The organism is Buttiauxella sp. 3AFRM03, from assembly GCF_003675305.1.
GTDB classification, from domain to species: Bacteria; Pseudomonadota; Gammaproteobacteria; order Enterobacterales; family Enterobacteriaceae; genus Buttiauxella; species Buttiauxella ferragutiae.
Map to the genome: position 1 here is coordinate 1601960 of NZ_CP033076.1, position 23205 is coordinate 1625164.

Sequence of the window (23205 nt, forward strand, 5' to 3'; positions counted from 1 at the left end):
AAGGCGCCTTGCGGCGCCTTTTCCAATTCAACATCTTACTTCGCGTTTTTCAGCACTTCGCTGACAATCTCTACCGCTTCTTTCTCAATTTGCAGACGGTGTTCTGCACCTAAGAAACTTTCACAGTAAATTTTGTACGCATCTTCAGTACCCGAAGGGCGTGCCGCAAACCAGCCGTTGTCGGTCATCACTTTCAGGCCGCCGATAGAAGCGCCGTTGCCAGGGGCCGCCGTTAAACGTGCGGTGATCGGGTCACCTGCCAGGGTGCTGGCGCTGACCATTTCCGGAGAAAGTTTGGATAATGCCGCTTTCTGCGCAGTTGTCGCGGAGGCTTGCAGACGGTTGTAGCTTGGCGCGCCGAAACGGGCAGCCAGTTCGTCATAATGCTGTTGCGGGTTCTTACCGGTGACGGCGGTTATTTCTGCCGCCAGCAGACACATGATGATGCCGTCTTTGTCGGTAGACCACGGTGTGCCATCAAAGCGCAGGAACGATGCCCCGGCACTTTCTTCGCCACCAAAACCAAAGCTGCCATCGAACAGGCCATCAACAAACCATTTGAAACCCACTGGCACTTCAACCAGTTTACGGCCCAGGTCGTTAACCACGCGGTCAATCATCGCTGATGACACCAGAGTTTTACCGACGGCCACATCTTTACCCCACTGCGGGCGATGCTGGAACAGGTAGTTAATCGCAACCGCCAGATAATGGTTTGGGTTCATCAGCCCTGCTGGCGTGACGATACCGTGGCGGTCGTAATCCGGGTCATTGGCGAAGGCCAGATCGAATTTGTCACGCAACGCCAGCAAACCTTCCATCGCACACTCGGACGAGCAATCCATACGGATAGCGCCGTCTTTATCGAGGTGCATAAAGCGGAAGGTTTGATCGACGTGATCGTTAACAATCGTCAGATCCAGGTTGTAGTGTTTGGCGATGCGCTGCCAGTATTCGATACCGGAACCACCGAGCGGATCAACGCCCAGTTTCAGACCCGATTTCTGGATGGCGGCCATATCAACGATATCCACCAGCCCTTCGATAAACGGCTGCACCAGATCTTGTTCTTGTACGTGACCACTTTTCCACGCCTGATCAAGAGAGATGCGTTTTACATCTTTCAGATCCGCCGCCAAAAGCGCGTTGGCACGATCTTCAACCACCTTGGTGACGTTGGTATCAGCCGGGCCACCATTAGGCGGATTGTATTTGATACCACCGTCTTCCGGTGGGTTGTGCGAAGGCGTAATGACGATGCCGTCAGCCTGCGCACCAGCGTTTTTGTTATGCGTCAGAATGGCATGTGAAATGGCAGGCGTTGGCGTGTAGCCGTTTGCCTGCTGCACAATGACATCCACACCGTTTGCAGCCAGCACTTCCAGCACGGAAATAAACGCAGGTTCAGATAGCGCGTGGGTATCTTTACCCACGTAGCACGGCCCGGTAATGCCATTTTTTGCACGATCTTCAGCAATCGCCTGAGCAATCGCCAGAATGTGAGGTTCGTTGAAACTATGACGTGCCGCACTACCACGATGGCCGGAGGTACCGAATTTCACCGCGTGTTCGCTATTCCCCACTTCAGGCTTCAGCACGTAATACTGGGCCGTCAGTTGGGCTACGTTAATCAAATCGCTCTGTTGTGCCGGTTGTCCTGCACGAGGGTGGTTAGCCATTGGCCTTTCCTTCTGACGCGAGGTGTTAGATTGTGCCGCAAACCTTTTCAATCAATTCCGCAGGGAACTGCATTGATTGCATGATGTGTTCAATCATGCTGCATTTACGACCCGTATTGGTGTTAGTGATAACCCAGTATGGCGTGCCCGGAACATGCTTTGGTTTGGTCTGGTTGCCATTTTGCAGCAGCGTTTGCTCATTACCTGCAAAATAGACGCGCGTCCGGCCATGCAGCGACTCGGTCGCTTCACCAAAAGCATGTGCGTCGAGGGTATACAGAGTAGAAAGCACCATCATGAAACGATTGACGGCTTTCTTTTGCTCGGCATATTCATCTGACAACAGTAATTCACGAACCGCACGTACGCGATCGCGAGCTTTGTTTACGGGTTTGGCTTCCGGAGCAGCAGCTGCTGCCGTCTGGCCGGTAGTTACTGGTGTAGCAGGAGATTGACCGGCGGTAAATTTCAACATGCGCCGTAAAATATCGGACGCGCTTTCACCAATGTGCTGCGTGTGGCTGGCAATATAGCGATAGAGCTCGTCATCAACTTCAATTGTTTTCATCTTAATCCGGTGCGGTATCTTTTCTGAATTCAAGTTGTTGGGATTATATGTACATATTCGCACAAATCCCAACCTCGGGTAGCGCCAAACTTATGTCACACCACAAAGTCAGACTAAACTGGAAATTTGCGGCACTGCGGCAGGATGCCGTTATGATACCCTAACCTCACGAAGTAAAAAAAAAGAACTTTGCCATGAAATTGAATGCTCGCCTGCAAACTGCGCAACAATCGACTAGTAATTCCCCCATCGTCCTAATCCACGGCCTTTTTGGTAGCCTTGATAACCTGGGCGTGTTGGCCCGCGACCTCGGGCAAAATCATACGTTGCTGCAAATCGATCTGCGCAACCATGGTTTATCGCCCCGTAGCTCTGAAATGAACTATGCCGCGATGGCGCAGGATGTGGTTGAAACGCTCGAAGAATATGGCTTTGAAAAAGCAATCATTATCGGCCATTCCATGGGCGGTAAAGTTGCGATGGCTCTGACAGCTATTGCACCTGAGCGCATTGATAAACTGGTGCTGATTGACATTGCACCGGTGGATTATCAGGTACGCCGTCACGATGAAATTTTCGCGGCTATTAATGCAGTCAGTAGTAGTGGAGCGAAAACACGTCAACAAGCCGCTATGGTGATGCGTGAGCATCTGAACGAAGAAGGTGTGATTCAATTCTTGCTGAAGTCATTTGCTGACGGCGAGTGGAAGTTTAATGTTCCGGTATTGTGGGAACAGTACGAGAATATTGTCGGCTGGCAAGCTATCCCAACCTGGAATGAACCGGCACTGTTTATCCGTGGTGGTGCATCGCCTTATGTTGACGAATCACACCGCGAAACGCTGCTTGCGCAATTCCCTCAGGCGCGCGCTCATGTGGTTGCCGGTGCCGGACACTGGGTTCACGCCGAAAAACCTGATGCTGTTTTGCGCGCAATCCACCGTTTTATCGACGCAAGTACAGCAAACTGATTAAAAACAAACCGACTGGCTGTTAGATGCAGCTAACGCGTTGGCGCGCAAGCCATGCTGATGTATGATTGCGCGCTAAAATGCGCCAGAGCACCCCGCTCCGTGCCACCTGAATTCCCTGTCAGTAGTCTAATCATGGCAAAAGAACAAACGGACCGTACTACATTAGATCTGTTCGCGGACGAGCGTCGCCCCGGGCGGCCAAAAACTAATCCGCTGACGCGTGATGAGCAACTGCGTATCAACAAACGCAACCAGCTCAAGCGCGATAAAGTACGCGGCCTGAAGCGAGTGGAACTGAAGCTCAATAACGATGCAGTAGATGCACTAAATCATCTGGCTGAAGCGCGCAATATCAGTCGTAGTGAGTTGATTGAAGAGATTCTACTCGCGCAACTGAAGCAGCATCTCAGTTAGTTGAAAGGCTATATGCCCGGAATACGATGTTGCAGTCTGTGCACAACAGGCTGATAGCAGTTTCCGCACCGCAATGTGTTCTGCTATGATTGCCCTATCTGTGGCCAATTAGCAGCCACCATACCATTAAGTATCAAGAGGTTATTTTACTCATGGCAATCGTAGGCATTTTTTTCGGCAGCGACACTGGTAACACCGAAAATATCGCGAAGATGATTCAAAAACAGCTCGGTAAAGACGTTGCTGAGGTGCATGACATTGCTAAGAGCAGCAAAGAAGACCTGGAAGGCTTCGATATTCTGCTTCTCGGCATTCCAACGTGGTATTACGGTGAAGCGCAATGCGACTGGGATGACTTCTTCCCGACTCTGGAAGAAGTTGATTTCAACGGCAAACTGGTCGCCCTGTTCGGCTGTGGTGACCAGGAAGACTATGCAGAATACTTCTGTGACGCATTGGGCACTATCCGTGACATCATTGAGCCACGCGGTGCTGCTATCGTCGGTCACTGGCCAACGGCGGGCTACCATTTTGAAGCCTCTAAAGGTCTGGCTGACGACGATCACTTTGTCGGTCTGGCTATCGATGAAGATCGTCAACCAGAACTGACTGCTGAACGCGTTCAGAAATGGGTCAAACAAGTTTCTGACGAGCTGAACCTGGCAGATATCATCAACGCCTGATTCTGGATGTGACGCAGCTTTTAAACGGGTTGCGTCACATTGATAGATTATTCCGATTAAAATAATCGCTACAAATTTTTAACTTTTCGGTTTGTCCCTGTACAATGACCCCCTGGCTAAATAGCTAACAAGGCAATTAAATCGCGACTCAGCCGCCATTTTTTAGCTTGATTATGAATAATACTTGCGGTTTCCATTTAGAATCTGCAGTTCTATAATGAGACGCATTCATCTTAACGCTCACCCTGAGTCCGAGCGATCCGTTAAGCAACAGGACAATTTCCGCATGACTGACAATAATACCGCATTGAAGAAGGCCGGCCTGAAAGTCACGCTTCCGCGATTAAAAATCCTTGAAGTGCTACAGGGTCCGGTGAACCATCATGTCAGTGCGGAAGACTTATACAAACGTCTGATTGATATGGGCGAAGAAATTGGTCTCGCCACAGTTTATCGTGTACTAAACCAGTTTGATGATGCAGGCATTGTCACTCGTCACAACTTCGAAGGCGGCAAATCCGTATTCGAGTTAACTCAACAACATCACCACGACCACCTGATTTGCCTGGACTGCGGCAAAGTTATTGAGTTCAGTGATGATTCAATTGAATCTCGTCAGCGTGAAATCGCATCACGCCATGGCATCCGTCTGACCAACCACAGCCTGTACCTTTACGGTCACTGCGCTGAAGGTGATTGCCGTACCGACGAGAATGCACACGAAATCAGCGAAAAGTAATCCGCATATCTGACATTCTGAACCAGATGTCAGGTATAAAAAAACCGGTGAGGAAGCTCACCGGTTTTTTTATTGCCTGAATTCACAGATTACTTGTTGTTCGCACGAATCTCTTGCCAGATTTTATCGCACTTGGCTTTTACCGCCTGGTCGTTACCAGTACGAGTGGCCTGAATACAGTTTTGATAATCCAGGGTGCGCACCGTTTCTTTCTTCGCAAATTCCTGGTGTTCCTTTTCCTGACCCAGCACGTTTAACACGCTCTGACAGGCCTGAATTTTATCAGGATTCCCTTCTGCGGTATTGATACAGGCGCTATAGGCTTGTTTCAGTTTTGTATCTTCCGGTGCCGTTTTAGAGGGTTGTGCGCAGGCGCTCAAACCTAAAGCCATGACCGTAACCAAAATGATTTTTTTCATGCTCGATATCCTTTATAAAACCGGGCGCTTTCACGCCCGGAATCGAATCAGAAGATGGTGAACGGTGCGATGACGATGAATTTCACGTCACGCTCATCCTGGAAGATGTTGCCGTAACCACCGCCCCAGCTTGGGATGTCGGAGTGGTTGTCGTATTGAGTGAAGTGCAGTTTGAACAGAGTGCCTTTCGCGCGCCCATCCTGAATGGTGTACAACGCATCAAGGCTGTACGCCGATTCTTTCAGGCGATTGTCAGCATCGTAGTAACCGTCAGTGGTTGGTTTAGAGCTTGGTTTTGCATCCCATGCGTAAACATACGAAGCACCTACAGCCCAACCAGCCAGATCCCAATTGCTCAGGTCATACATGGCACCCGCGAAGATGGCTTTTTCACCATTGGCGTTGAAGTCAGAACGGTTATCCCACCAGATATCCAGACGACCGTTTGACGATGCGTAAGTTGGGGTCATACGTTGCAGGAAGTAGCCCTGCTGGCCATCAGCCTTGACCATGGTACCTTCGAGCCGCAGGTCAACCTGGCCCACTTTGTAGCCGAATGTCAGAGCCTGCAACCATGCGGTGCCGTCATACAGATCGTTAACGCTGCCATCAGAGACTTTGTCACGCGAACCGTAGAACTGGTAGCTGGTAGACAATGGGCTGCCAGCTACATCAAATTTGTAGCTTGCTTTAGTGAAGTATTGGTCGATATACCCTTCTGCCTGACCGAATGCCGCTTCAAGAATCAGATCATTTTTGAAGTCATACTTCGCGCCCAGCGAGTGCAGATACTCAACTTTGGTGTTCTTATCGTTCTGATAGAACTTGTCCATCTCCAGGTGCCACGGAGCTTTATACTCATTGGTCCACATGTAGGAGAAGCTCAGAGCACCAGCATCGGCATAATCAAAGTTTGCCCCGGCTTCAGCGCCCTGGTAAGTACCAGGCATGAAGCTCCAGTGTGGCGCTAATAAAGATTGCCCTGTTGGCTGGATGTAACCCGCACGGGCCCAAACCGGGCCGTATTTGAATTTAGCTGCGGCTTTATAAAGGCTTATACCGCTCTTATCGCCGGAATAATCTTCATCGTAAGCTTTGTTTGAAGAGGAAAATGCGATTTCATTCGGGTGGCCGCTGTCGCCATTTTCTGCCATTTCGATAGCAGTAAAGGCGGCGATATCCAGACCAAACATGTCAGCAGCATAACCGGACTGGAAGTCCAGATTGGCGTTCCAGGTAGCGTGAGAAAGGTTAGTTTCATATTTATCTGTCGTAACATCTTTACGGTCACGTTCACGCTGCCAGTAATAAACACCACCGGTCAGTGTTGAATCATCAAAAAAACCTGCTGCACTTGCCTGAGGGATAACAACCAGTCCAGAAAGAGCCGTGACGCCTGCAATAGCAAGGGCCAGCGCACTACGTTTGCCACTAAACGTACGCATATAAAATTCCTCTTTGACGTATAAATAATCGCCGGACGTTAAAAGACGTCAGATAGCGAAAAAAGTAAAAATGCCTAACGGCTAAAGCGGTTATAAATATTTTCCCGCATTTACTGCTCCCCATAAGACTATTTTTCGCGACGCGAATTATCAACGACTTTGTAAGAGTTCATTCCGATATTATGACAGAGAGCACATAATTCATGAGTATTTGTAACAAAAATCAACTGTGGAATTTTATGTTTATAAATCAACAAATATTGATATAAACCACCATATGAGAGCGCTCACATGATAAAAGAAAGGATTTATTATGTTCCGAGATTGACCAGCCAGAGAATTCCCAGGGAAATATAAATAACATTAATTCGCATCGCGAATGTAAGTAAATATTTAATCCTGTGATTATTAAGCAAAAAAAAACGCCGCGATTTGCGGCGTCTTTGTTACATATTGACTGCGTGTATAACTAATTACTCGCCTATTTTGGCCCAGGTATCACGCAAACCAACGGTGCGGTTAAACACCAGTTTTTCCGCAGTTGCCAGACGGCTATCAAGGCAGAAATAACCTTCACGCTCGAACTGATACGCTTTGCCTTTCTCAGCATTTTGCAGGCTTGGTTCGACGAAACCTTGCTTAATCACCAGAGACTCTGGGTTGATCGTTGCCAGGAAATCTTCCGCCGCACCTGGGTTAGCCACGCTGAACAGACGGTCGTAAAGGCGAATTTCAACTGGCAAGGCGTGTTCAGCACTTACCCAATGAATAACGCCTTTTACTTTACGGCCATCAGCCGGGTCTTTACTTAATGTGTCCGGATCGTAGGAACAATGCAGCACGGTGATATTCCCGGCTTCATCTTTCTCAACACGATCGGCTTTAATCACATAAGCATTACGCAGGCGGACTTCTTTGCCCAACACCAGACGCTTGTACTGCTTATTCGCTTCTTCGCGGAAGTCAGCACGATCAATGTAAATCTCACGGCTGAACGGCACCTGGCGGCTACCCATTTCTGGCTTGTTCGGATGGTTTGGCATGGTGACCATTTCCACTTCGCCCTGCGGGAAGTTTTCAATAATCACTTTCACCGGATCGAGCACTGCCATCGCGCGCGGGGCGTTTTCGTTCAGGTCATCACGAATACATGATTCCAAAGCAGCCATTTCAACGGTGTTGTCTTGTTTGGTCACGCCAATACGCTTACAGAACTCACGAATAGAACCGGCAGTGTAACCACGACGACGCAGGCCAGAAATGGTTGGCATACGTGGGTCATCCCACCCTTCCACTACTTTCTCAGTCACCAGCAGGTTCAGCTTACGCTTAGACATGATGGAGTATTCGAGATTCAGGCGAGAGAACTCGTACTGACGCGGGTGCACAGGAATAGTGATGTTATCCAGCACCCAATCGTACAGACGACGGTTGTCCTGGAACTCCAGCGTACATAAAGAGTGAGTAATACCTTCCAGCGCATCGGAAATGCAGTGCGTGAAGTCGTACATCGGATAGATGCACCACTTGGTACCAGTCTGATGGTGTTCAGCAAATTTGATGCGGTAAATAACCGGATCGCGCATCACGATAAATGGTGATGCCATGTCGATTTTCGCACGCAGGCACGCAGTGCCTTCAGCAAATTCACCGTTACGCATTTTCTCGAACAGCGCGAGGTTTTCCTCGACGCTACGATCGCGGTATGGGCTATTTTTCCCAGGTGCGGTCAATGAGCCGCGATATTCACGGATCTGCTCTGGAGTCAGTTCGTCAACATACGCCAGACCTTTATTGACAAGCTCTACAGCATAGTTGAACAACTGATCGAAATAATCGGAGGAGTAGCGCACATTGCCAGACCAGTGAAAACCAAGCCATTCAACATCGTGCTTAATTGAATCTACGAATTCGATGTCTTCTTTTGCTGGGTTAGTGTCATCGAAACGCAGGTTGCACTGCCCTTGATAATCTTGTGCGATACCAAAGTTCAGGCAGATGGATTTTGCATGGCCGATATGCAGATAGCCATTTGGCTCTGGCGGAAAACGGGTGCAAATGCTGGTGTGCTTACCATTAGCCAAATCTTCATCAATAATCTGGCGAATAAAGTTAGTTGGGCGGGCTTCTGCCTCACTCATCGCGGGTTCCTCTGTGCAAAAACTTCAGTTATCGGCACATGATCTTATAAGCAAGCGTCGGAAACAACCTTTTGTTGAATAAATAAGGGGATCGGGAAGGGTCAAGCTGGGGCAATAAAAAAGCGGCTGGAGAAAATACTCTCCAGCCGCTAAAGGCACAATCTATGACTCAGGAGCGATTATTTGCCTTTAATTTCGTACAGAGGCGTTTGCCCCGCAACCACTGAACCTTGCGCCTGAATAACCAGACCGCTGTAGTCATCAATGTTGCTGCAAACAACCGGGCTAATCATGGAGCGAGCATTTGCGTTCAGGAAATCAAGGTCCATTTCCAGAATCGGCTGGCCTGCAACCACTTCAGCCCCCTCTTCTACCAGACGAGTAAAGCCCTGGCCGTTCAGTGCGACAGTATCAATGCCCATATGGACAACGATTTCTGCACCTTTTTCGGTTTCCAGACAGAACGCGTGGTTGGTGTTAAAGATCTTAACGATAGTACCGGCAGCTGGCGCGACAACCATTTTCTCGGTTGGCTTAACAGCAACACCATCACCTACTGCTTTGCTGGCGAAGGCTTCATCTGGAACTTGTTCCAGAGCAACCACATCACCCGTTACTGGAGAAACCAGAGCGGCGATGGTGACAGCGTTTGGTACAGCCTGTGGTTTTGCAGTAGCTGCGGCAACCGGTGCAGCTGTAGCGCTAACTGGAGCCGCTGCAACATCACCTACCGTTTTCATTGCGTTAGCAATTTTCTCAGCAACGAAGCCGACGATGATTTGCACGCTGGTTTTGTTCAGACGGATAACACCGGTTGCACCCAGGCGTTTAGCCAGAGATTCGTTAACCAATGAAGAGTCTTTTACGTTCAGGCGCAGACGAGTGATACACGCGTCGATACCTGTCAGGTTAGCTGAGCCACCCACAGCAGCGATGTACTGACGAGCCAGCTCAGAAACATCTTGATTGCTATTGGCGCTAACATTCACGTCCTGACCATCAGTTTCATCACCTGCAACAGCCAGTTCACGCCCTGGGGTCAACAGATTGAATTTGGTGATAGTGAAACGGAACACAACGTAGTAGATAGCGAAGAACACCAGGCCTTGCGGGATCAGCATGTACCAGTGTGTCGCCAGTGGGTTACGGGAAGAAAGCACCATATCCACCAGACCCGCACTGAAGCCGAAACCAGCAATCCAATGCATGCTTGCTGCGATAAATACGGAGATACCCGTCAGCACTGCGTGAATCAGATACAGAACTGGGGCCACGAACATGAAGGAGAATTCCAACGGTTCGGTGATACCAGTAAAGAAGGCAGCAAACGCACCCGCCATCATGATACCCATGACTTTGGCTTTGTTTTCAGGACGCGCACACTGGTAAATTGCCAGCGCAGCACCAGGAAGACCGAACATCATGATTGGGAAGAAACCAGCCTGGTAACGACCTGTGATACCCACAATACCGGTACCTTCAGCGATAGATTTAGCACCGCCAAGGAACTTAGGAATATCGTTGATACCCGCAACGTCGAACCAGAATACGGAGTTCAGCGCGTGGTGCAGACCCACTGGAATCAGCAGACGGTTGAAGAACGCATAAACACCTGCGCCAACAGAACCCAACTTCTGAATGTGCTCACCAAAGTTTACCAGGCCGCTAAACACGATTGGCCAGATGAACATCATGATAAAGGCAACAGCAATCATCACGAAGGAGGTGAGGATTGGAACCAGGCGGCGGCCGCTGAAGAAGGACAACGCTCTTGGCAGTTCGACACTGCTGAAGCGGTTGTACAACTCTGCGGAGATAATCCCCACCATGATACCAACAAATTGGTTCTGAATTTTAGAGAACGCAAACGGAACCTGATCCAGCGGAATATGCTTGATCATGGAAACAGCCGCTGGCGAACAAAGTGTGGTCAGAACCAGGAAACCGACAAAGCCGGTTAGTGCAGCAGCACCATCTTTATCTTTGGACATACCGTAAGCCACACCAATGGCAAACAGCACACCCATGTTATCAATAATTGCAGCACCAGATTTGATGAACAACGCGGCTAATGCGTTATCACCGCCCCAGCTCGTTGGGTCAATCCAGTAGCCAACACCCATTAATATGGCTGCGGCTGGTAATGTGGCAACCGGCACCATAAGTGCGCGGCCAACCTTTTGCATGTAACCAAGAATACTCACGTTAATTCCCCCTATGAGACCCCGTTAAGGCTCGTTCAAAGCAGTTTTATTATTGTTTAACAAACCTTGAAAGCATGGCGAAGATTCACCAACCTTCTGAGTGTGTGAAAAATTAATTCGTATCGCAAATTAAACACCCTTTTTTTGTGATTAAAATCACCAAATATTGTTATTGCACTCCCCTTTGGCTAGCTATCGACTAAAACTTATTTTATCATCCGAAAAATCAAGACGGATTGATGCCGTTATGACCAGGAAGAAACTGGTTTACCCTTAGAGGGTTCGGATAATCAATCTGGCGACATCCGTATTTCTATTAACTTATGAGGTGAATGATGAGACTGATTCCCCTGGCTACCCCGGCTCAAGTAGGCAAATGGGCAGCACGCCATATCGTTAAGCGTATCAATGCGTTTAATCCGACAGCAGATCGTCCTTTCTTGCTGGGTCTGCCAACTGGCGGCACGCCTCTTGAAGCGTACAAAGCGCTGGTAGAGATGCACAAAGCGGGCCAGGTTAGCTTTAAAAACGTCGTCACCTTTAACATGGATGAATACGTTGGTCTGCCAAAAGAGCACCCGGAAAGCTATCATACGTTCATGCACCGCAATTTCTTTGATCACGTTGATATCCCAGCGGAAAACATCAACCTGCTGAATGGTAACGCCGAAGATGTTGACGCCGAGTGCCGTCGCTATGAAGAAAAAATTCGTTCTTACGGCAAAATTCACCTGTTTATGGGTGGCGTAGGCAACGATGGTCATATCGCGTTCAACGAACCGGCATCTTCTTTGGCATCCCGTACTCGTATCAAAACGCTGACTCATGACACCCGTGTTGCAAACTCCCGTTTCTTTGGTGGCGATGTCTCTCAAGTGCCAAAATATGCGCTGACTGTTGGCGTGGGCACACTGCTTGATGCAGAAGAAGTGATGATTTTGGTTCTTGGTCATTTGAAAGCGCAAGCGCTGCAAGCGGCTGTGGAAGGCAACGTGAATCACATGTGGACCATTAGCTGTCTGCAACTGCATCCTAAAGCAGTGGTAGTTTGTGATGAGCCGTCCACTATGGAACTGAAAGTGAAGACGCTGAAGTACTTCAATGAACTTGAAGCAGAAAATATCAAAGATCTTTAAGTAATAGTCATTACCGGGGGTACCTATGTTTGCATTAACTCACGGTCGGATTTATACCGGCCATGAAATTCTTGATGATCACGCGGTAATTATCGCGAACGGCCTGATTGAACGCGTTTGCCCGCGCTCAGATCTCCCAGCGGGTATTGAGACTCGCGATGTGGGCGGTGCAATCATCGCCCCCGGTTTTATTGATGTGCAGTTGAATGGTTGTGGTGGTGTGCAGTTCAACGATTCAGCCGATGCGGTGACCGTTGAAACGCTGGAAATCATGCAGAAAGCCAATGAGCGTTCTGGCTGCACCAGCTATTTACCAACACTGATTACCAGCAGCGATGAGCTGATGAAGCAAGGCGTGAAAGTGATGCGCGAATACCTGGCGAAATATCAGCACCAGGCGCTCGGTCTGCATCTTGAAGGCCCATGGCTGAATATGGTGAAAAAGGGTACGCACAACCCAAGTTTCGTGCGTAAACCTGACTCCGAACTGGTCGATTTCCTGTGCCAAAACGCAGATGTGATCACCAAAGTCACTTTAGCGCCAGAAATGGTGGCACCAGAAGTCATTAGCAAATTGGTCGCTTCTGGCATTGTCGTTTCTGCCGGGCACTCCAATGCAACCGTAAAAGAAGCCAAAATTGGTTTCCGTGCGGGAATTACCTTCGCAACCCACCTTTTCAATGCGATGCCATATATCACTGGCCGTGAACCGGGTCTTGCAGGCGCAATTTTTGATGAACCCGATGTTTACTGCGGTATCATTGCCGATGGCTTGCATGTGGACTATGCCAATATTCGTACGGCGAAAAAGGTTAAGGGCGATAAGCTTTGCCTGGTCACCGATGCAACTGCTCCGGCGGGTGCGAATATCGACGAGTTCATTTTCGCAGGAAAAACAATATACTACCGTGATGGTTTATGTGTAGATGAGAACGGTACGCTGAGCGGTTCTGCCCTGACGATGATTGAAGGGGTACGTAACCTGGTTGAGCATGCAGGTATCGCTTTGGACGAAGTCTTGCGTATGGCCACTCTCTACCCTGCCCGAGCGATCGGTGTTGAGCAGCAAATAGGGACTATCGAAGCTGGGAAAGTCGCCAACCTGACGGCATTTACCCGCGATTTTAAAATCACCAAGACATTCGTTAATGGTAACGAGGTCGTAACTGAGTAATTAAGGCATGACGACTGGCGGACAGGCTCAAATTGGTAATGTCGATCTGGTAAAACAGCTGAATAGCGCGGCGGTATACCGCCTGATCGACCAACACGGGCCAATCTCCCGCATTCAGATTGCCGAGCAAAGCCAGCTTGCACCGGCCAGCGTCACGAAAATTACTCGTCAGCTCATTGAGCGCGGCTTGATCAAAGAAGTTGATCAACAGGCTTCCACCGGAGGCCGCCGCGCTATCTCAATTATTACTGAAACCCGCAATTTCCACGCCATTGGCGTGCGTCTTGGCCGCCATGACGCCACCATCACGCTGTTTGATCTCAGCGCTAAACCGCTTGCCGAAGAACATTACTCCCTTCCTGAACGTACTCAGGAAACGCTTGAGCACGCATTACTCAATGCTATATCGCAGTTCATCGAGCAAAATTTACGCAAGATGCGTGAGCTGATCGCTATCTCAGTGATCTTGCCTGGTCTGGTTGACCCTGAAAGCGGCGTGATTCGTTACATGCCACATATCCAGGTGAACAACTGGTCGCTGGTCGATAGCCTTGAAAAACAGTTCAAAGTGACCTGCTATGTGGGGCATGACATCCGTAGCCTGGCACTTGCTGAGCACTACTTTGGTGCAACTCACGACTGTGATGACTCCATTTTGGTGCGCGTTCACCGCGGCACGGGGGCGGGGATTTTATCCAACGGGCGAATTTTTATTGGCCGTAACGGTAATGTCGGAGAGATTGGTCACATTCAGGTGGATCCTTTAGGCGAGCGTTGCCACTGCGGGAACTTCGGCTGTCTGGAAACGATTGCGGCTAATGCCGCTATTGAACATCGTGTGCGTCACTTACTTGAACAAGGTTACAACAGCCGCCTGACACTCGAAGATTGCGATATTACTACCATCTGCAAAGCCGCCAATAAAGGCGATGCGCTAGCCTGCGAAGTCATTGAACATGTTGGCCGCCATCTTGGTAAAGCCATCGCCATTGCCATTAACTTGTTTAACCCGCAAAAAGTCGTGATTGCCGGGGAAATCATTGAAGCCGAAAAAGTGCTTCTGCCCGCGATTGAAAGTTGTATCAACACTCAGGTACTGAAAGCGTTCCGCAAAAACCTGCCTGTCGTGCGTTCAAAACTCGATGACCGTTCCGCTATTGGCGCGTTTGCTTTGGTGAAACGCTCGATGTTGAATGGCGTTCTGCTGCAACGTTTGCTGGAAAGTTAACTCAGCCGTAAGCCTTTTTACGATATAGTTACGCCTTCCTGAAATGTGAGCCAAGGTAATCAATGACCATTCAGAATGTAATTTGTGATATTGACGGCGTGCTGATGCACGACAACATCGCCGTACCAGGTGCTAATGAATTCTTAGCGCGCATCATGGAAAAGGGCATGCCGTTAGTTCTGCTGACTAACTACCCTTCGCAGACAGGCCAGGATCTGGCGAACCGTTTTGCATCCGCCGGTATTGATGTGCCGGACAGCGTCTTCTATACCTCCGCAATGGCTACTGCCGATTTCCTGCGCCGTCAGGAAGGGAAGAAAGCCTATGTTGTCGGTGAAGGTGCATTGATTCACGAGCTGTATAAAGCCGGTTTCACAATCACTGACATCAACCCAGACTTTGTTATCGTCGGGGAAACACGTTCCTATAACTGGGAAATGATGCACAAGGCCGCCTATTTTGTGGCTAACGGCGCTCGCTTTATTGCGACTAACCCTGATACACATGGCCGTGGTTACTATCCAGCCTGTGGTGCGCTTTGCGCAGGGATCGAGAAAATTTCGGGTCGTAAACCGTTCTGTGTCGGCAAGCCTAGCCCGTGGATTATCCGTGCCGCACTCAACAAGATGCAGGCGCATTCCGAGCATACGGTGATTGTTGGCGATAACTTGCGTACCGATATTCTTGCAGGCTTCCAGGCGGGTTTAGAAACCATTCTGGTGCTGTCGGGTGTTTCGACGTTAAACGATATTGATGCCATGCCGTTCCGCCCTTCGTGGATTTACCCGTCGGTCGCTGAAGTCGATATTATCTAAACGTTTAAGTGGTGGATAATGCATTCGCTAATCCACCCTATCAATCTGCAACCATCATTTAACGATCCTTTCATTAAATTGCCGACCCGCTAATTATTCCGTCTATTCCCTCATCATTTTTCAATAATCAACAATCGCAATTGAACTATTTACCCCTGAAAGACTAAAGGGCTTGCATTCCCGTCAATGATTGCGCATTTTCATAGTCATGCAACGCAACTATACCCAAAATAATTCGAGTTTCAGGTAGGCGGCAAGGGAGCAAATCCCCAGGAGCTTACTTGAGTAAGTGACAGGGGTTTGTGACAAATCTGCCCGGAGCAGATTTGAACGCCGCTTGCGGCAGCCCCAAAGGGGTGAGGCTCATGGATGAGCCGAATAGTGCAGCCAACACCCCTGCAACTTGAAGTATGACGGGTATAAACAATTTAATGGCTCACAGAAGCATTACGGAGAGAGTTCTATGTGTTCAATTTTTGGTGTTCTGGATATCAAGACCGATGCGGTCGAATTGCGTAAAAAAGCGCTTGAGTTGTCTCGTCTGATGCGCCACCGCGGCCCGGACTGGTCTGGTGTTTACGCAAATGATAAAGCCATTCTTTCCCATGAACGCCTCTCTATTGTTGACGTCAACGCTGGCGCACAGCCGCTGTATAACAAAGAAAAAACTCACGCACTGGCAGTTAACGGTGAAATCTACAACCACCAGGCGCTGCGCGCAGAATACGGTGACCGTTACGAATTCCAGACAGGTTCTGACTGCGAAGTCATCCTGGCGCTGTATCAGGAAAAAGGCCCAGAGTTCCTCGATGACCTGCAGGGAATGTTTGCCTTCATTCTGTATGACGAAACACAAGACGCTTACCTGATTGGCCGCGACCATATCGGCATCATCCCTTTGTATATGGGTTATGACGAACACGGCAACATGTATGTCGCTTCCGAAATGAAAGCGCTGGTTCCAGTTTGCCGCACCATTAAAGAATTCCCGGCGGGTAGTTACCTGTGGAGTAAAGACGGTGAAATCCGTAGTTACTACCAGCGTGACTGGTTCGAATACGATGCAGTAAAAGATAACGTCACCGACAAAAACGAATTGCGCCAGGCGCTGGAAGATTCCGTAAAAAGCCACCTGATGTCTGACGTGCCGTACGGCGTGCTGCTGTCTGGTGGTCTGGATTCATCCGTTATCTCTGCAATTACCAAGAAATTTGCTGCGCGTCGTGTAGAAGATGAAGAGCGTTCAGAAGCCTGGTGGCCTCAGTTGCACTCCTTTGCGGTCGGCCTGGTCGGTTCTCCTGACCTGATTGCGGCGCAAGAAGTGGCGAACCACTTAGGCACCGTGCACCACGAAATTCATTTCACCGTGCAAGAAGGCCTGGATGCGATTCGCGATGTTATCTATCACATTGAAACTTACGATGTGACCACTATTCGCGCCTCTACCCCAATGTATTTGATGTCACGTAAAATCAAAGCCATGGGCATCAAGATGGTACTTTCTGGTGAAGGTTCTGATGAAGTGTTTGGCGGCTACTTGTACTTCCATAAAGCGCCAAACGATAAAGAGCTGCACGAAGAAACCGTTCGCAAGCTGCAAGCACTGCATATGTTCGACTGTGCGCGTGCTAACAAAGCGATGTCGGCCTGGGGTGTTGAAGCTCGCGTACCGTTCCTGGACAAAAAATTCCTCGATGTCGCGATGCGTATCAACCCGAAAGACAAAATGTGCGGCAACGGCAAGATGGAAAAACATATCCTTCGTGAATGTTTTGAATCCTATCTGCCAGCAAGTGTGGCATGGCGTCAGAAAGAGCAGTTCTCCGATGGTGTAGGTTACAGCTGGATTGACACGCTGAAAGAAGTTGCTGCGGGTCAGGTCACCGACCAACAACTGGAAACCGCAAGCTATCGCTTCCCGTACAACACACCAGGCTCTAAAGAAGCTTATTTGTACCGTGAAATCTTCGAAGAATTGTTCCCACTGCCAAGTGCTGCGCAATGTGTTCCAGGCGGCCCATCCGTTGCCTGTTCGTCCGCTAAGGCCATTGAATGGGATGAAGCCTTCAAAACAATGAATGATCCATCAGGCCGTGCAGTAGGCGTTCACCAGTCCGCTTACAAATAAGCGAGCAAAATTAGACACACGGGCCTACGGGCCCGTTTTTGTTTCTGCAATATCCCCAGCCCTTATTCGGGGCTTTTCATCAAATAAAACCACGAAATAACCGATAATTGACGAATATTGCATCAAGCTGTTCGTAAGCTAGTCAAACAGACAATTTCCGCGACTTTTCGGGAAAAAATTTGTTGACGCTAGAAGTCCAACTACGCATAATGCGCCCCGCAACGCCGATAAGGTTACGCAGAAAAAAAGAAGGCTACTTAGCTCAGCTGGTTAGAGCACATCACTCATAATGATGGGGTCACAGGTTCGATTCCCGTAGTAGCCACCATTATTCTTTTTTTAGCGCGGGAGTGGCGAAATTGGTAGACGCACCAGATTTAGGTTCTGGCGCCGCAAGGTGTGCGAGTTCAAGTCTCGCCTCCCGCACCATTTTAACGCGTTGCACGGATGGGGTATCGCCAAGCGGTAAGGCACCGGTTTTTGATACCGGCATTCCCTGGTTCGAATCCAGGTACCCCAGCCAATTTTTTTGATATAGCAGTTTTCGACATAGCACGTTAGTTTTGTGCGCCCTAAGTTGGGGTATCGCCAAGCGGTAAGGCACCGGTTTTTGATACCGGCATTCCCTGGTTCGAATCCAGGTACCCCAGCCAGTCGAAGAAATAGTTTTAAAATTAGGCTACTTAGCTCAGCTGGTTAGAGCACATCACTCATAATGATGGGGTCACAGGTTCGATTCCCGTAGTAGCCACCATATTTTTGGGGTATCGCCAAGCGGTAAGGCTCTGGTTTCTGATACCAGCATTCCGAGGTTCGAATCCTCGTACCCCAGCCAAAAATGAAAAGCTCGCTTCGGCGAGCTTTTTGCTTTTCTGCGTTTGAATAATCTCGTCTGAATTGAAGTCGGATGTCGCTAACGCTAATCCGACCTACGAAAAACTATCGACTCATAACCCTAACGCATACTTCAACGCCTGGCGTTTCAGTACACCACCGCGTTCTGCTGCCATCAGCCCCAGATTTCTAATGACTCGCAGCGGCCCTACGTTGTTACTGAAACCGGCGTAGAACAGATCCATGCCGCTTTGCATCAGGAAGTTATCCGCTTGCCTGCGCGTCTGGTAGCGTTTTAACACTCGCGCATCCGCCCAATTCTCCCCATAACTACGCGCATTGATCATCACATCAAGCAGCGCTTCCACATCACGATAACCGAGATTTACCCCCTGCCCGGCTAACGGGTGAATGGTATGCGCAGCATCGCCAATTAATGCCAGACCTTGCTGCGTATATTGCAATGCATGGCGACGCGTCAGCGGGAATACGCCACTGGCGACGGGAGTGACTTTGCCTAAGCGTTCAGGAAAATTCGCTTGAATGGCTTTTTGCAGCTGCGGCATCGACATATTTTGCAACTGGCGAATTCGAGCCGGTGAGTCGTACCACACCAGAGATGCCCAATTATCGAACAACGGTAAAAACGCATGCGGCCCTGCTGGTGTGAAATGCTGCCAGGTACTGTCGCCAGGCTGAGACTCGCACTTCACGGTAATTAACATGCAAGACTGGCGATATTGCCAGGCATGAATACCAATGCCCGCCCAGCGGCGCACCTGTGAATTCGCACCATCAGCACCAATCACCATCGGCACCGTTAAGGTCTGCTCATCCGCAAAATGCAGCGTCCACTTCCCTGCTTGCCCGTGCATACGGTCAATTTGAGCCGGGCAGAGCAACGTAACGTTCGGATGAGCTTCCAGCGCCTGCCATAAAGCCAGCTGCAAAACCTGGTTTTCAACCATATAACCCAGTTCTGGCAGTCCAAGCTCCTGGGCATTAAAGCTCACGTGTGCGCTTTCCCACTCCCAGGTTTCAAGCTGGCGATACGCATGTGTACGCATTGCCCGAATCGCCTGCCAGACACCTAGCGATTTCAGTAAATCCACTGACGCGCTGCTGATAGCCGAAATACGCACATCGGGTTGGCTTGTGGCGTCAAAGGCAGCAGGCGCCTGATGCTCAATCACTGCCACTTGAAAACCATTTTGCGCGAGACCAAGAGCGGCAGCCGCGCCGACCATCCCCCGCCGACTACCGCAACATCTATTGGCTGGTTCAACATGATGATTTTGTCCTTAAATTGTCTATCCTGATTCTACCGGATTTTTACGCCGGTTTCGTAGGCTGGTCACATCAAGGCCAAAGCATTACAATACGCGGCCTGAATTCCTGGCTTTAACTGAGCAATGGCAAGTCGATGACAAAAAAACTCCATATCAAAACCTGGGGCTGTCAGATGAACGAATACGATTCATCGAAGATGGCCGATCTGCTGAACAGCACGCATGGCTATATCCTCACGGATAACCCAAAAGAAGCGGACGTATTGCTGCTCAATACCTGCTCTATCCGTGAAAAGGCCCAGGAAAAAGTATTCCATCTGCTTGGCCGTTGGAAACTCTTAAAGCGCAAAAATCCCGATATCATTATCGGCGTTGGCGGCTGCGTTGCTTCCCAGGAAGGCAAGCTGATCCGCAGTCGCGCGCACTATGTTGATATCGTTTTCGGACCGCAAACCCTGCATCGCTTACCGGAAATGATCAACAAAGTTAGTGGCAACCGTAGCCCAATCGTTGACGTCAGTTTCCCGGAAATCGAAAAGTTTGACCGTCTGCCAGAGCCAAAAGCCGATGGCCCGACCGCTTTCGTTTCTATTATGGAAGGCTGTAACAAGTATTGTACTTACTGCGTGGTGCCTTATACCCGCGGTGAGGAAGTGAACCGCCCGTGTGATGATGTGCTGTTTGAAATCGCACAGCTCGCAGCGCAAGGCGTGCGTGAAGTGAATCTGCTTGGCCAAAACGTGAATGCTTACCGCGGGCCGACTTTCGATGGCGGTATCTGTTCATTCGCTGAACTGCTGCGCCTGGTGGCGGCAATTGACGGTATTGACCGTATTCGTTTCACCACCAGCCACCCGATTGAATTCACCGACGATATCATCGAAGTTTATCGTGATACGCCTGAGCTGGTGAGTTTCCTGCATCTGCCGATTCAAAGTGGTTCAGACCGTGTGTTGAACCTGATGGGTCGTACCCATACCGCTCTTGAATACAAATCGACGATTCGCAAGCTGCGCGCAGCCCGTCCAGATATCCAGATTAGCTCTGACTTTATCGTTGGCTTCCCTGGTGAAACCCAGCAGGACTTCGAGCAAACCATGAAAGTGATTGCCGATGTGAATTTTGACGTCAGCTACAGCTTCATCTTCTCCTCACGCCCTGGCACCCCCGCCGCCGATATGGTTGACGACGTGCCAGAAGAAGAGAAAAAACAGCGTCTGTATATTCTGCAAGACCGCATCAACCAGCAAGCAATGGAGTTGAGCCGGAAAATGGTTGGCACCACACAACGCATTCTGGTTGAAGGCACGTCACGCAGAAACATTATGGAGCTGACCGGTCGTTCCGAACACAACCGTGGCGTCAACTTTGCAGGCACCCCGGACATGGTCGGTAAATTTGTCGATGTCGAAATTACTGAAGTGGCTACTAACAACTCACTGCGCGGAAAAGTCGTGCGCACCGAAGACCAGATGGGCCTGCGTATTGCCGAGTCTCCGGAGTCAGTTATTGCCCGCACTCGTAAAGAAAATGAAATCGGCGTTGGAATTTATCAGCCTTAATTCCTCCCTGCTTTGCCCGTCGGTTCACTAACGCCGTGAACCGACGGGCATTTTCAGTATTTGCACTTGCATTCTGAATCAGCCACCCAAATATCAAAAACCAGGCTTGCACCATCTTCACTCGCCGTAAATAATCTTTTTATGGCCTGCGTTAATGCAGCAACTCCTTCAACTGGCCCAGAGTGACCCCGAGGATAAGTTTGAATATCGAAACACGTGAAATTACGCTAGAACCCGCAGACAATGCGCGTCTGCTAAGCCTGTGTGGCCCATTTGATGACAACATCAAGCAGCTTGAACGTCGGCTGGGGATCGAAATCAACCGTCGCGACTATCACTTCAAGCTCACGGGTCGCCCGATTTTAGTAAACGCCGCGGCAGATATTCTGCGCAATCTGTACGTTGATACCGCGCCGATGCGCGGCGAGACTCAGGATATAACCCCTGAACAAATCCATCTCGCCATCAAAGAAATTCGCGTCCTGGAACAGTCTGCCGAAAGTGTTCCTGAGTACGGCAAAGCGGTCAATATCAAGACCAAACGTGGCGTTATCAAGCCACGCACGCCAAATCAGGCGCAATACATCGCCAATATTCTCGACCATGACATCACCTTTGGCGTCGGCCCTGCTGGTACCGGTAAAACGTACCTCGCAGTTGCTGCGGCAGTGGATGCGCTGGAACGTCAAGATATCCGTCGTATTCTGCTGACGCGCCCAGCCGTCGAAGCCGGTGAAAAACTGGGCTTCCTGCCTGGCGATTTAAGCCAAAAAGTCGACCCTTACTTGCGTCCGCTTTACGACGCCCTGTTTGAGATGCTCGGTTTTGAGCGCGTTGAAAAGCTAATGGAGCGCAATGTTATTGAAGTCGCACCATTGGCCTACATGCGGGGGCGTACATTAAACGATGCTTTCATCATTCTTGATGAAAGCCAGAACACCACCATCGAACAGATGAAGATGTTCCTGACGCGCATTGGCTTCAACTCCAAAGCAGTAATTACTGGTGATGTCACCCAAATCGATTTGCCAAAAAATCTGAAATCCGGCCTGCGCCACGCCATTGAGGTGCTGGCCGAAGTCGATGAAATCAGTTTTAACTTCCTTAACAGCGAAGACGTAGTACGCCACCCGGTGGTGGCACGCATTGTGAATGCCTATGAAGCGTGGGAAAACGCCGAACAGGTTCGTAAAGATGAACTCGCAGCAGAGCGCAAGCGAGAAGCGATGGCAATCAATGCTGCCGCTCAGGAGAGTAAATGAGTCAGGTAATACTGGATTTACAGGTCGCGTGTGAAGACGCAAGCGGCCTGCCAACGGAAGAACAATTTCAGACCTGGCTTGATGCGGTCATTCCACAGTTTCAGGAAGAATCAGAAGTTACGATTCGCCTGGTGGATGATGCAGAGAGCCACGATCTGAACCTCACTTACCGTGGGAAAGATAAATCCACCAACGTGCTTTCGTTCCCGTTTGAAGCCCCGCCAGGCATTGAACTTCCGTTACTGGGCGACCTGATTATTTGCCGTCAGGTGGTGGAACAAGAAGCAAAAGAGCAGCAAAAACCGCTGGATGCACATTGGGCACATATGGTCATCCACGGTAGTTTGCATCTGCTTGGCTATGATCATATTGAAGATGAGGAAGCCGAAGAGATGGAATCCCTGGAAACAGAGATAATGCTTGCTCTTGGGTATGCTGATCCGTACATTGCCGAGAAAGAATAGTCTCTGTAGGGTTAACCCTTCTGAGCGCAGAACCGCAGGCAGTGCAC

18 protein-coding genes, 6 tRNA genes and 1 pseudogene are annotated in these 23205 nt (G+C 49.6%); 18 read left to right on the forward strand and 7 right to left on the reverse strand.

All coding sequences use genetic code 11. The annotated features are described in order from the left end of the window. Positions 1–35 precede the first annotated feature (35 nt). Together pgm and seqA are read right to left on the reverse strand one after the other, a co-directional pair. Entirely contained in the window at positions 36–1679 is a 1644-nt protein-coding gene (gene pgm, locus D8682_RS08985) for a phosphoglucomutase (alpha-D-glucose-1,6-bisphosphate-dependent) (protein ID WP_121814105.1), read from the reverse strand. Between the two features lie 25 nt (positions 1680–1704). Beyond that, positions 1705–2247 carry a replication initiation negative regulator SeqA gene (gene seqA, locus D8682_RS08990; RefSeq protein WP_064548641.1) on the reverse strand — a complete coding sequence of 181 codons (543 nt, stop codon included), beginning with the start codon at positions 2245–2247 and terminating at the stop codon, positions 1705–1707. 194 nt (positions 2248–2441) lie between these two features. Between seqA and ybfF the strand changes: the two genes are divergently transcribed. From ybfF to fur, 4 genes are all read left to right on the forward strand, one after another. Then, positions 2442–3218, forward strand: coding sequence for an esterase (gene ybfF / locus D8682_RS08995; RefSeq protein ID WP_121814106.1), 777 nt, complete (start codon positions 2442–2444; stop codon positions 3216–3218). 135 nt (positions 3219–3353) lie between these two features. Further along, entirely contained in the window at positions 3354–3635 is a 282-nt protein-coding gene (gene ybfE / locus D8682_RS09000) for a LexA regulated protein (RefSeq protein ID WP_121814107.1), read from the forward strand. A 152-nt stretch (positions 3636–3787) separates the two neighbouring features. Then, positions 3788–4318, forward strand: coding sequence for a flavodoxin FldA (gene fldA, locus D8682_RS09005; protein ID WP_064517084.1), 531 nt, complete (start codon positions 3788–3790; stop codon positions 4316–4318). Between the two features lie 286 nt (positions 4319–4604). Next, positions 4605–5057, forward strand: coding sequence for a ferric iron uptake transcriptional regulator (gene fur, locus D8682_RS09010; RefSeq protein WP_064548647.1), 453 nt, complete (start codon positions 4605–4607; stop codon positions 5055–5057). An 89-nt stretch (positions 5058–5146) separates the two neighbouring features. Here the strand turns inward: fur and chiQ are convergent, their stop codons facing one another. From chiQ to nagE, 4 genes are all read right to left on the reverse strand, one after another. Beyond that, on the reverse strand, positions 5147–5476 hold the full coding sequence (chiQ, locus tag D8682_RS09015) for a ChiQ/YbfN family lipoprotein (protein WP_064548649.1): 330 nt from the start codon (positions 5474–5476) through the stop codon (positions 5147–5149). Between the two features lie 47 nt (positions 5477–5523). Next, entirely contained in the window at positions 5524–6921 is a 1398-nt protein-coding gene (gene chiP, locus D8682_RS09020) for a chitoporin (protein WP_064548651.1), read from the reverse strand. Between the two features lie 473 nt (positions 6922–7394). Beyond that, positions 7395–9062, reverse strand: a complete 1668-nt coding sequence (gene glnS, locus D8682_RS09025; RefSeq protein WP_064548654.1) for a glutamine--tRNA ligase — start codon at positions 9060–9062, stop codon at positions 7395–7397. Positions 9063–9241: 179 nt separating this feature from the next. Next, complete coding sequence (gene nagE / locus D8682_RS09030; RefSeq protein ID WP_074388595.1) at positions 9242–11266, reverse strand: N-acetylglucosamine-specific PTS transporter subunit IIBC; 2025 nt, start codon at positions 11264–11266, stop codon at positions 9242–9244. A gap of 335 nt (positions 11267–11601) precedes the next feature. Here nagE and nagB point away from each other — a divergent pair, with 335 nt between their 5' ends. The 11 genes from nagB (at position 11602) to D8682_RS09085 (ending at position 18582) form a co-directional block, all read left to right on the forward strand. Then, a complete protein-coding gene (gene nagB, locus D8682_RS09035) occupies positions 11602–12402 on the forward strand; it encodes a glucosamine-6-phosphate deaminase (protein WP_064548655.1) in 801 nt (266 codons plus the stop codon). A 25-nt stretch (positions 12403–12427) separates the two neighbouring features. Continuing rightward, positions 12428–13576, forward strand: a complete 1149-nt coding sequence (nagA, locus tag D8682_RS09040; RefSeq protein WP_121814108.1) for an N-acetylglucosamine-6-phosphate deacetylase — start codon at positions 12428–12430, stop codon at positions 13574–13576. 7 nt (positions 13577–13583) lie between these two features. Then, the gene (locus D8682_RS09045; protein ID WP_064548658.1) at positions 13584–14804 is read left to right on the forward strand and encodes an N-acetylglucosamine repressor; all 1221 of its coding nucleotides are present in this window, start codon (positions 13584–13586) and stop codon (positions 14802–14804) included. Between the two features lie 62 nt (positions 14805–14866). Further along, complete coding sequence (locus D8682_RS09050) at positions 14867–15619, forward strand: HAD-IIA family hydrolase (protein ID WP_064548660.1); 753 nt, start codon at positions 14867–14869, stop codon at positions 15617–15619. Between the two features lie 463 nt (positions 15620–16082). Continuing rightward, entirely contained in the window at positions 16083–17747 is a 1665-nt protein-coding gene (gene asnB / locus D8682_RS09055) for an asparagine synthase B (protein ID WP_064548661.1), read from the forward strand. A gap of 251 nt (positions 17748–17998) precedes the next feature. Continuing rightward, positions 17999–18075: transfer RNA gene (locus D8682_RS09060), tRNA-Met, on the forward strand. Between the two features lie 16 nt (positions 18076–18091). Beyond that, a tRNA-Leu gene (locus tag D8682_RS09065) sits at positions 18092–18176 on the forward strand. 19 nt (positions 18177–18195) lie between these two features. After that, a tRNA-Gln gene (locus tag D8682_RS09070) sits at positions 18196–18270 on the forward strand. A gap of 55 nt (positions 18271–18325) precedes the next feature. Continuing rightward, positions 18326–18400: transfer RNA gene (locus D8682_RS09075), tRNA-Gln, on the forward strand. Between the two features lie 24 nt (positions 18401–18424). After that, positions 18425–18501: transfer RNA gene (locus tag D8682_RS09080), tRNA-Met, on the forward strand. Positions 18502–18507: 6 nt separating this feature from the next. Then, positions 18508–18582: transfer RNA gene (locus D8682_RS09085), tRNA-Gln, on the forward strand. 112 nt (positions 18583–18694) lie between these two features. Here D8682_RS09085 and ubiF read toward each other — a convergent pair. Continuing rightward, a pseudogene (gene ubiF / locus D8682_RS09090) lies at positions 18695–19869 on the reverse strand (3-demethoxyubiquinol 3-hydroxylase). Positions 19870–20004: 135 nt separating this feature from the next. Here ubiF and miaB point away from each other — a divergent pair. The 3 genes from miaB (at position 20005) to ybeY (ending at position 23158) form a co-directional block, all read left to right on the forward strand. Then, positions 20005–21432: a tRNA (N6-isopentenyl adenosine(37)-C2)-methylthiotransferase MiaB gene (gene miaB / locus D8682_RS09095; protein WP_064548667.1), complete on the forward strand. Its 1428-nt coding sequence runs from the start codon at positions 20005–20007 to the stop codon at positions 21430–21432. Positions 21433–21632: 200 nt separating this feature from the next. Then, positions 21633–22694: a PhoH family protein gene (locus D8682_RS09100; protein WP_162303007.1), complete on the forward strand. Its 1062-nt coding sequence runs from the start codon at positions 21633–21635 to the stop codon at positions 22692–22694. Further along, the gene (ybeY, locus tag D8682_RS09105) at positions 22691–23158 is read left to right on the forward strand and encodes an rRNA maturation RNase YbeY (RefSeq protein ID WP_064548671.1); all 468 of its coding nucleotides are present in this window, start codon (positions 22691–22693) and stop codon (positions 23156–23158) included. The genes D8682_RS09100 and ybeY overlap by 4 nt, the downstream gene beginning before the upstream one ends. The last annotated feature ends 47 nt before the right edge of the window (positions 23159–23205 follow it).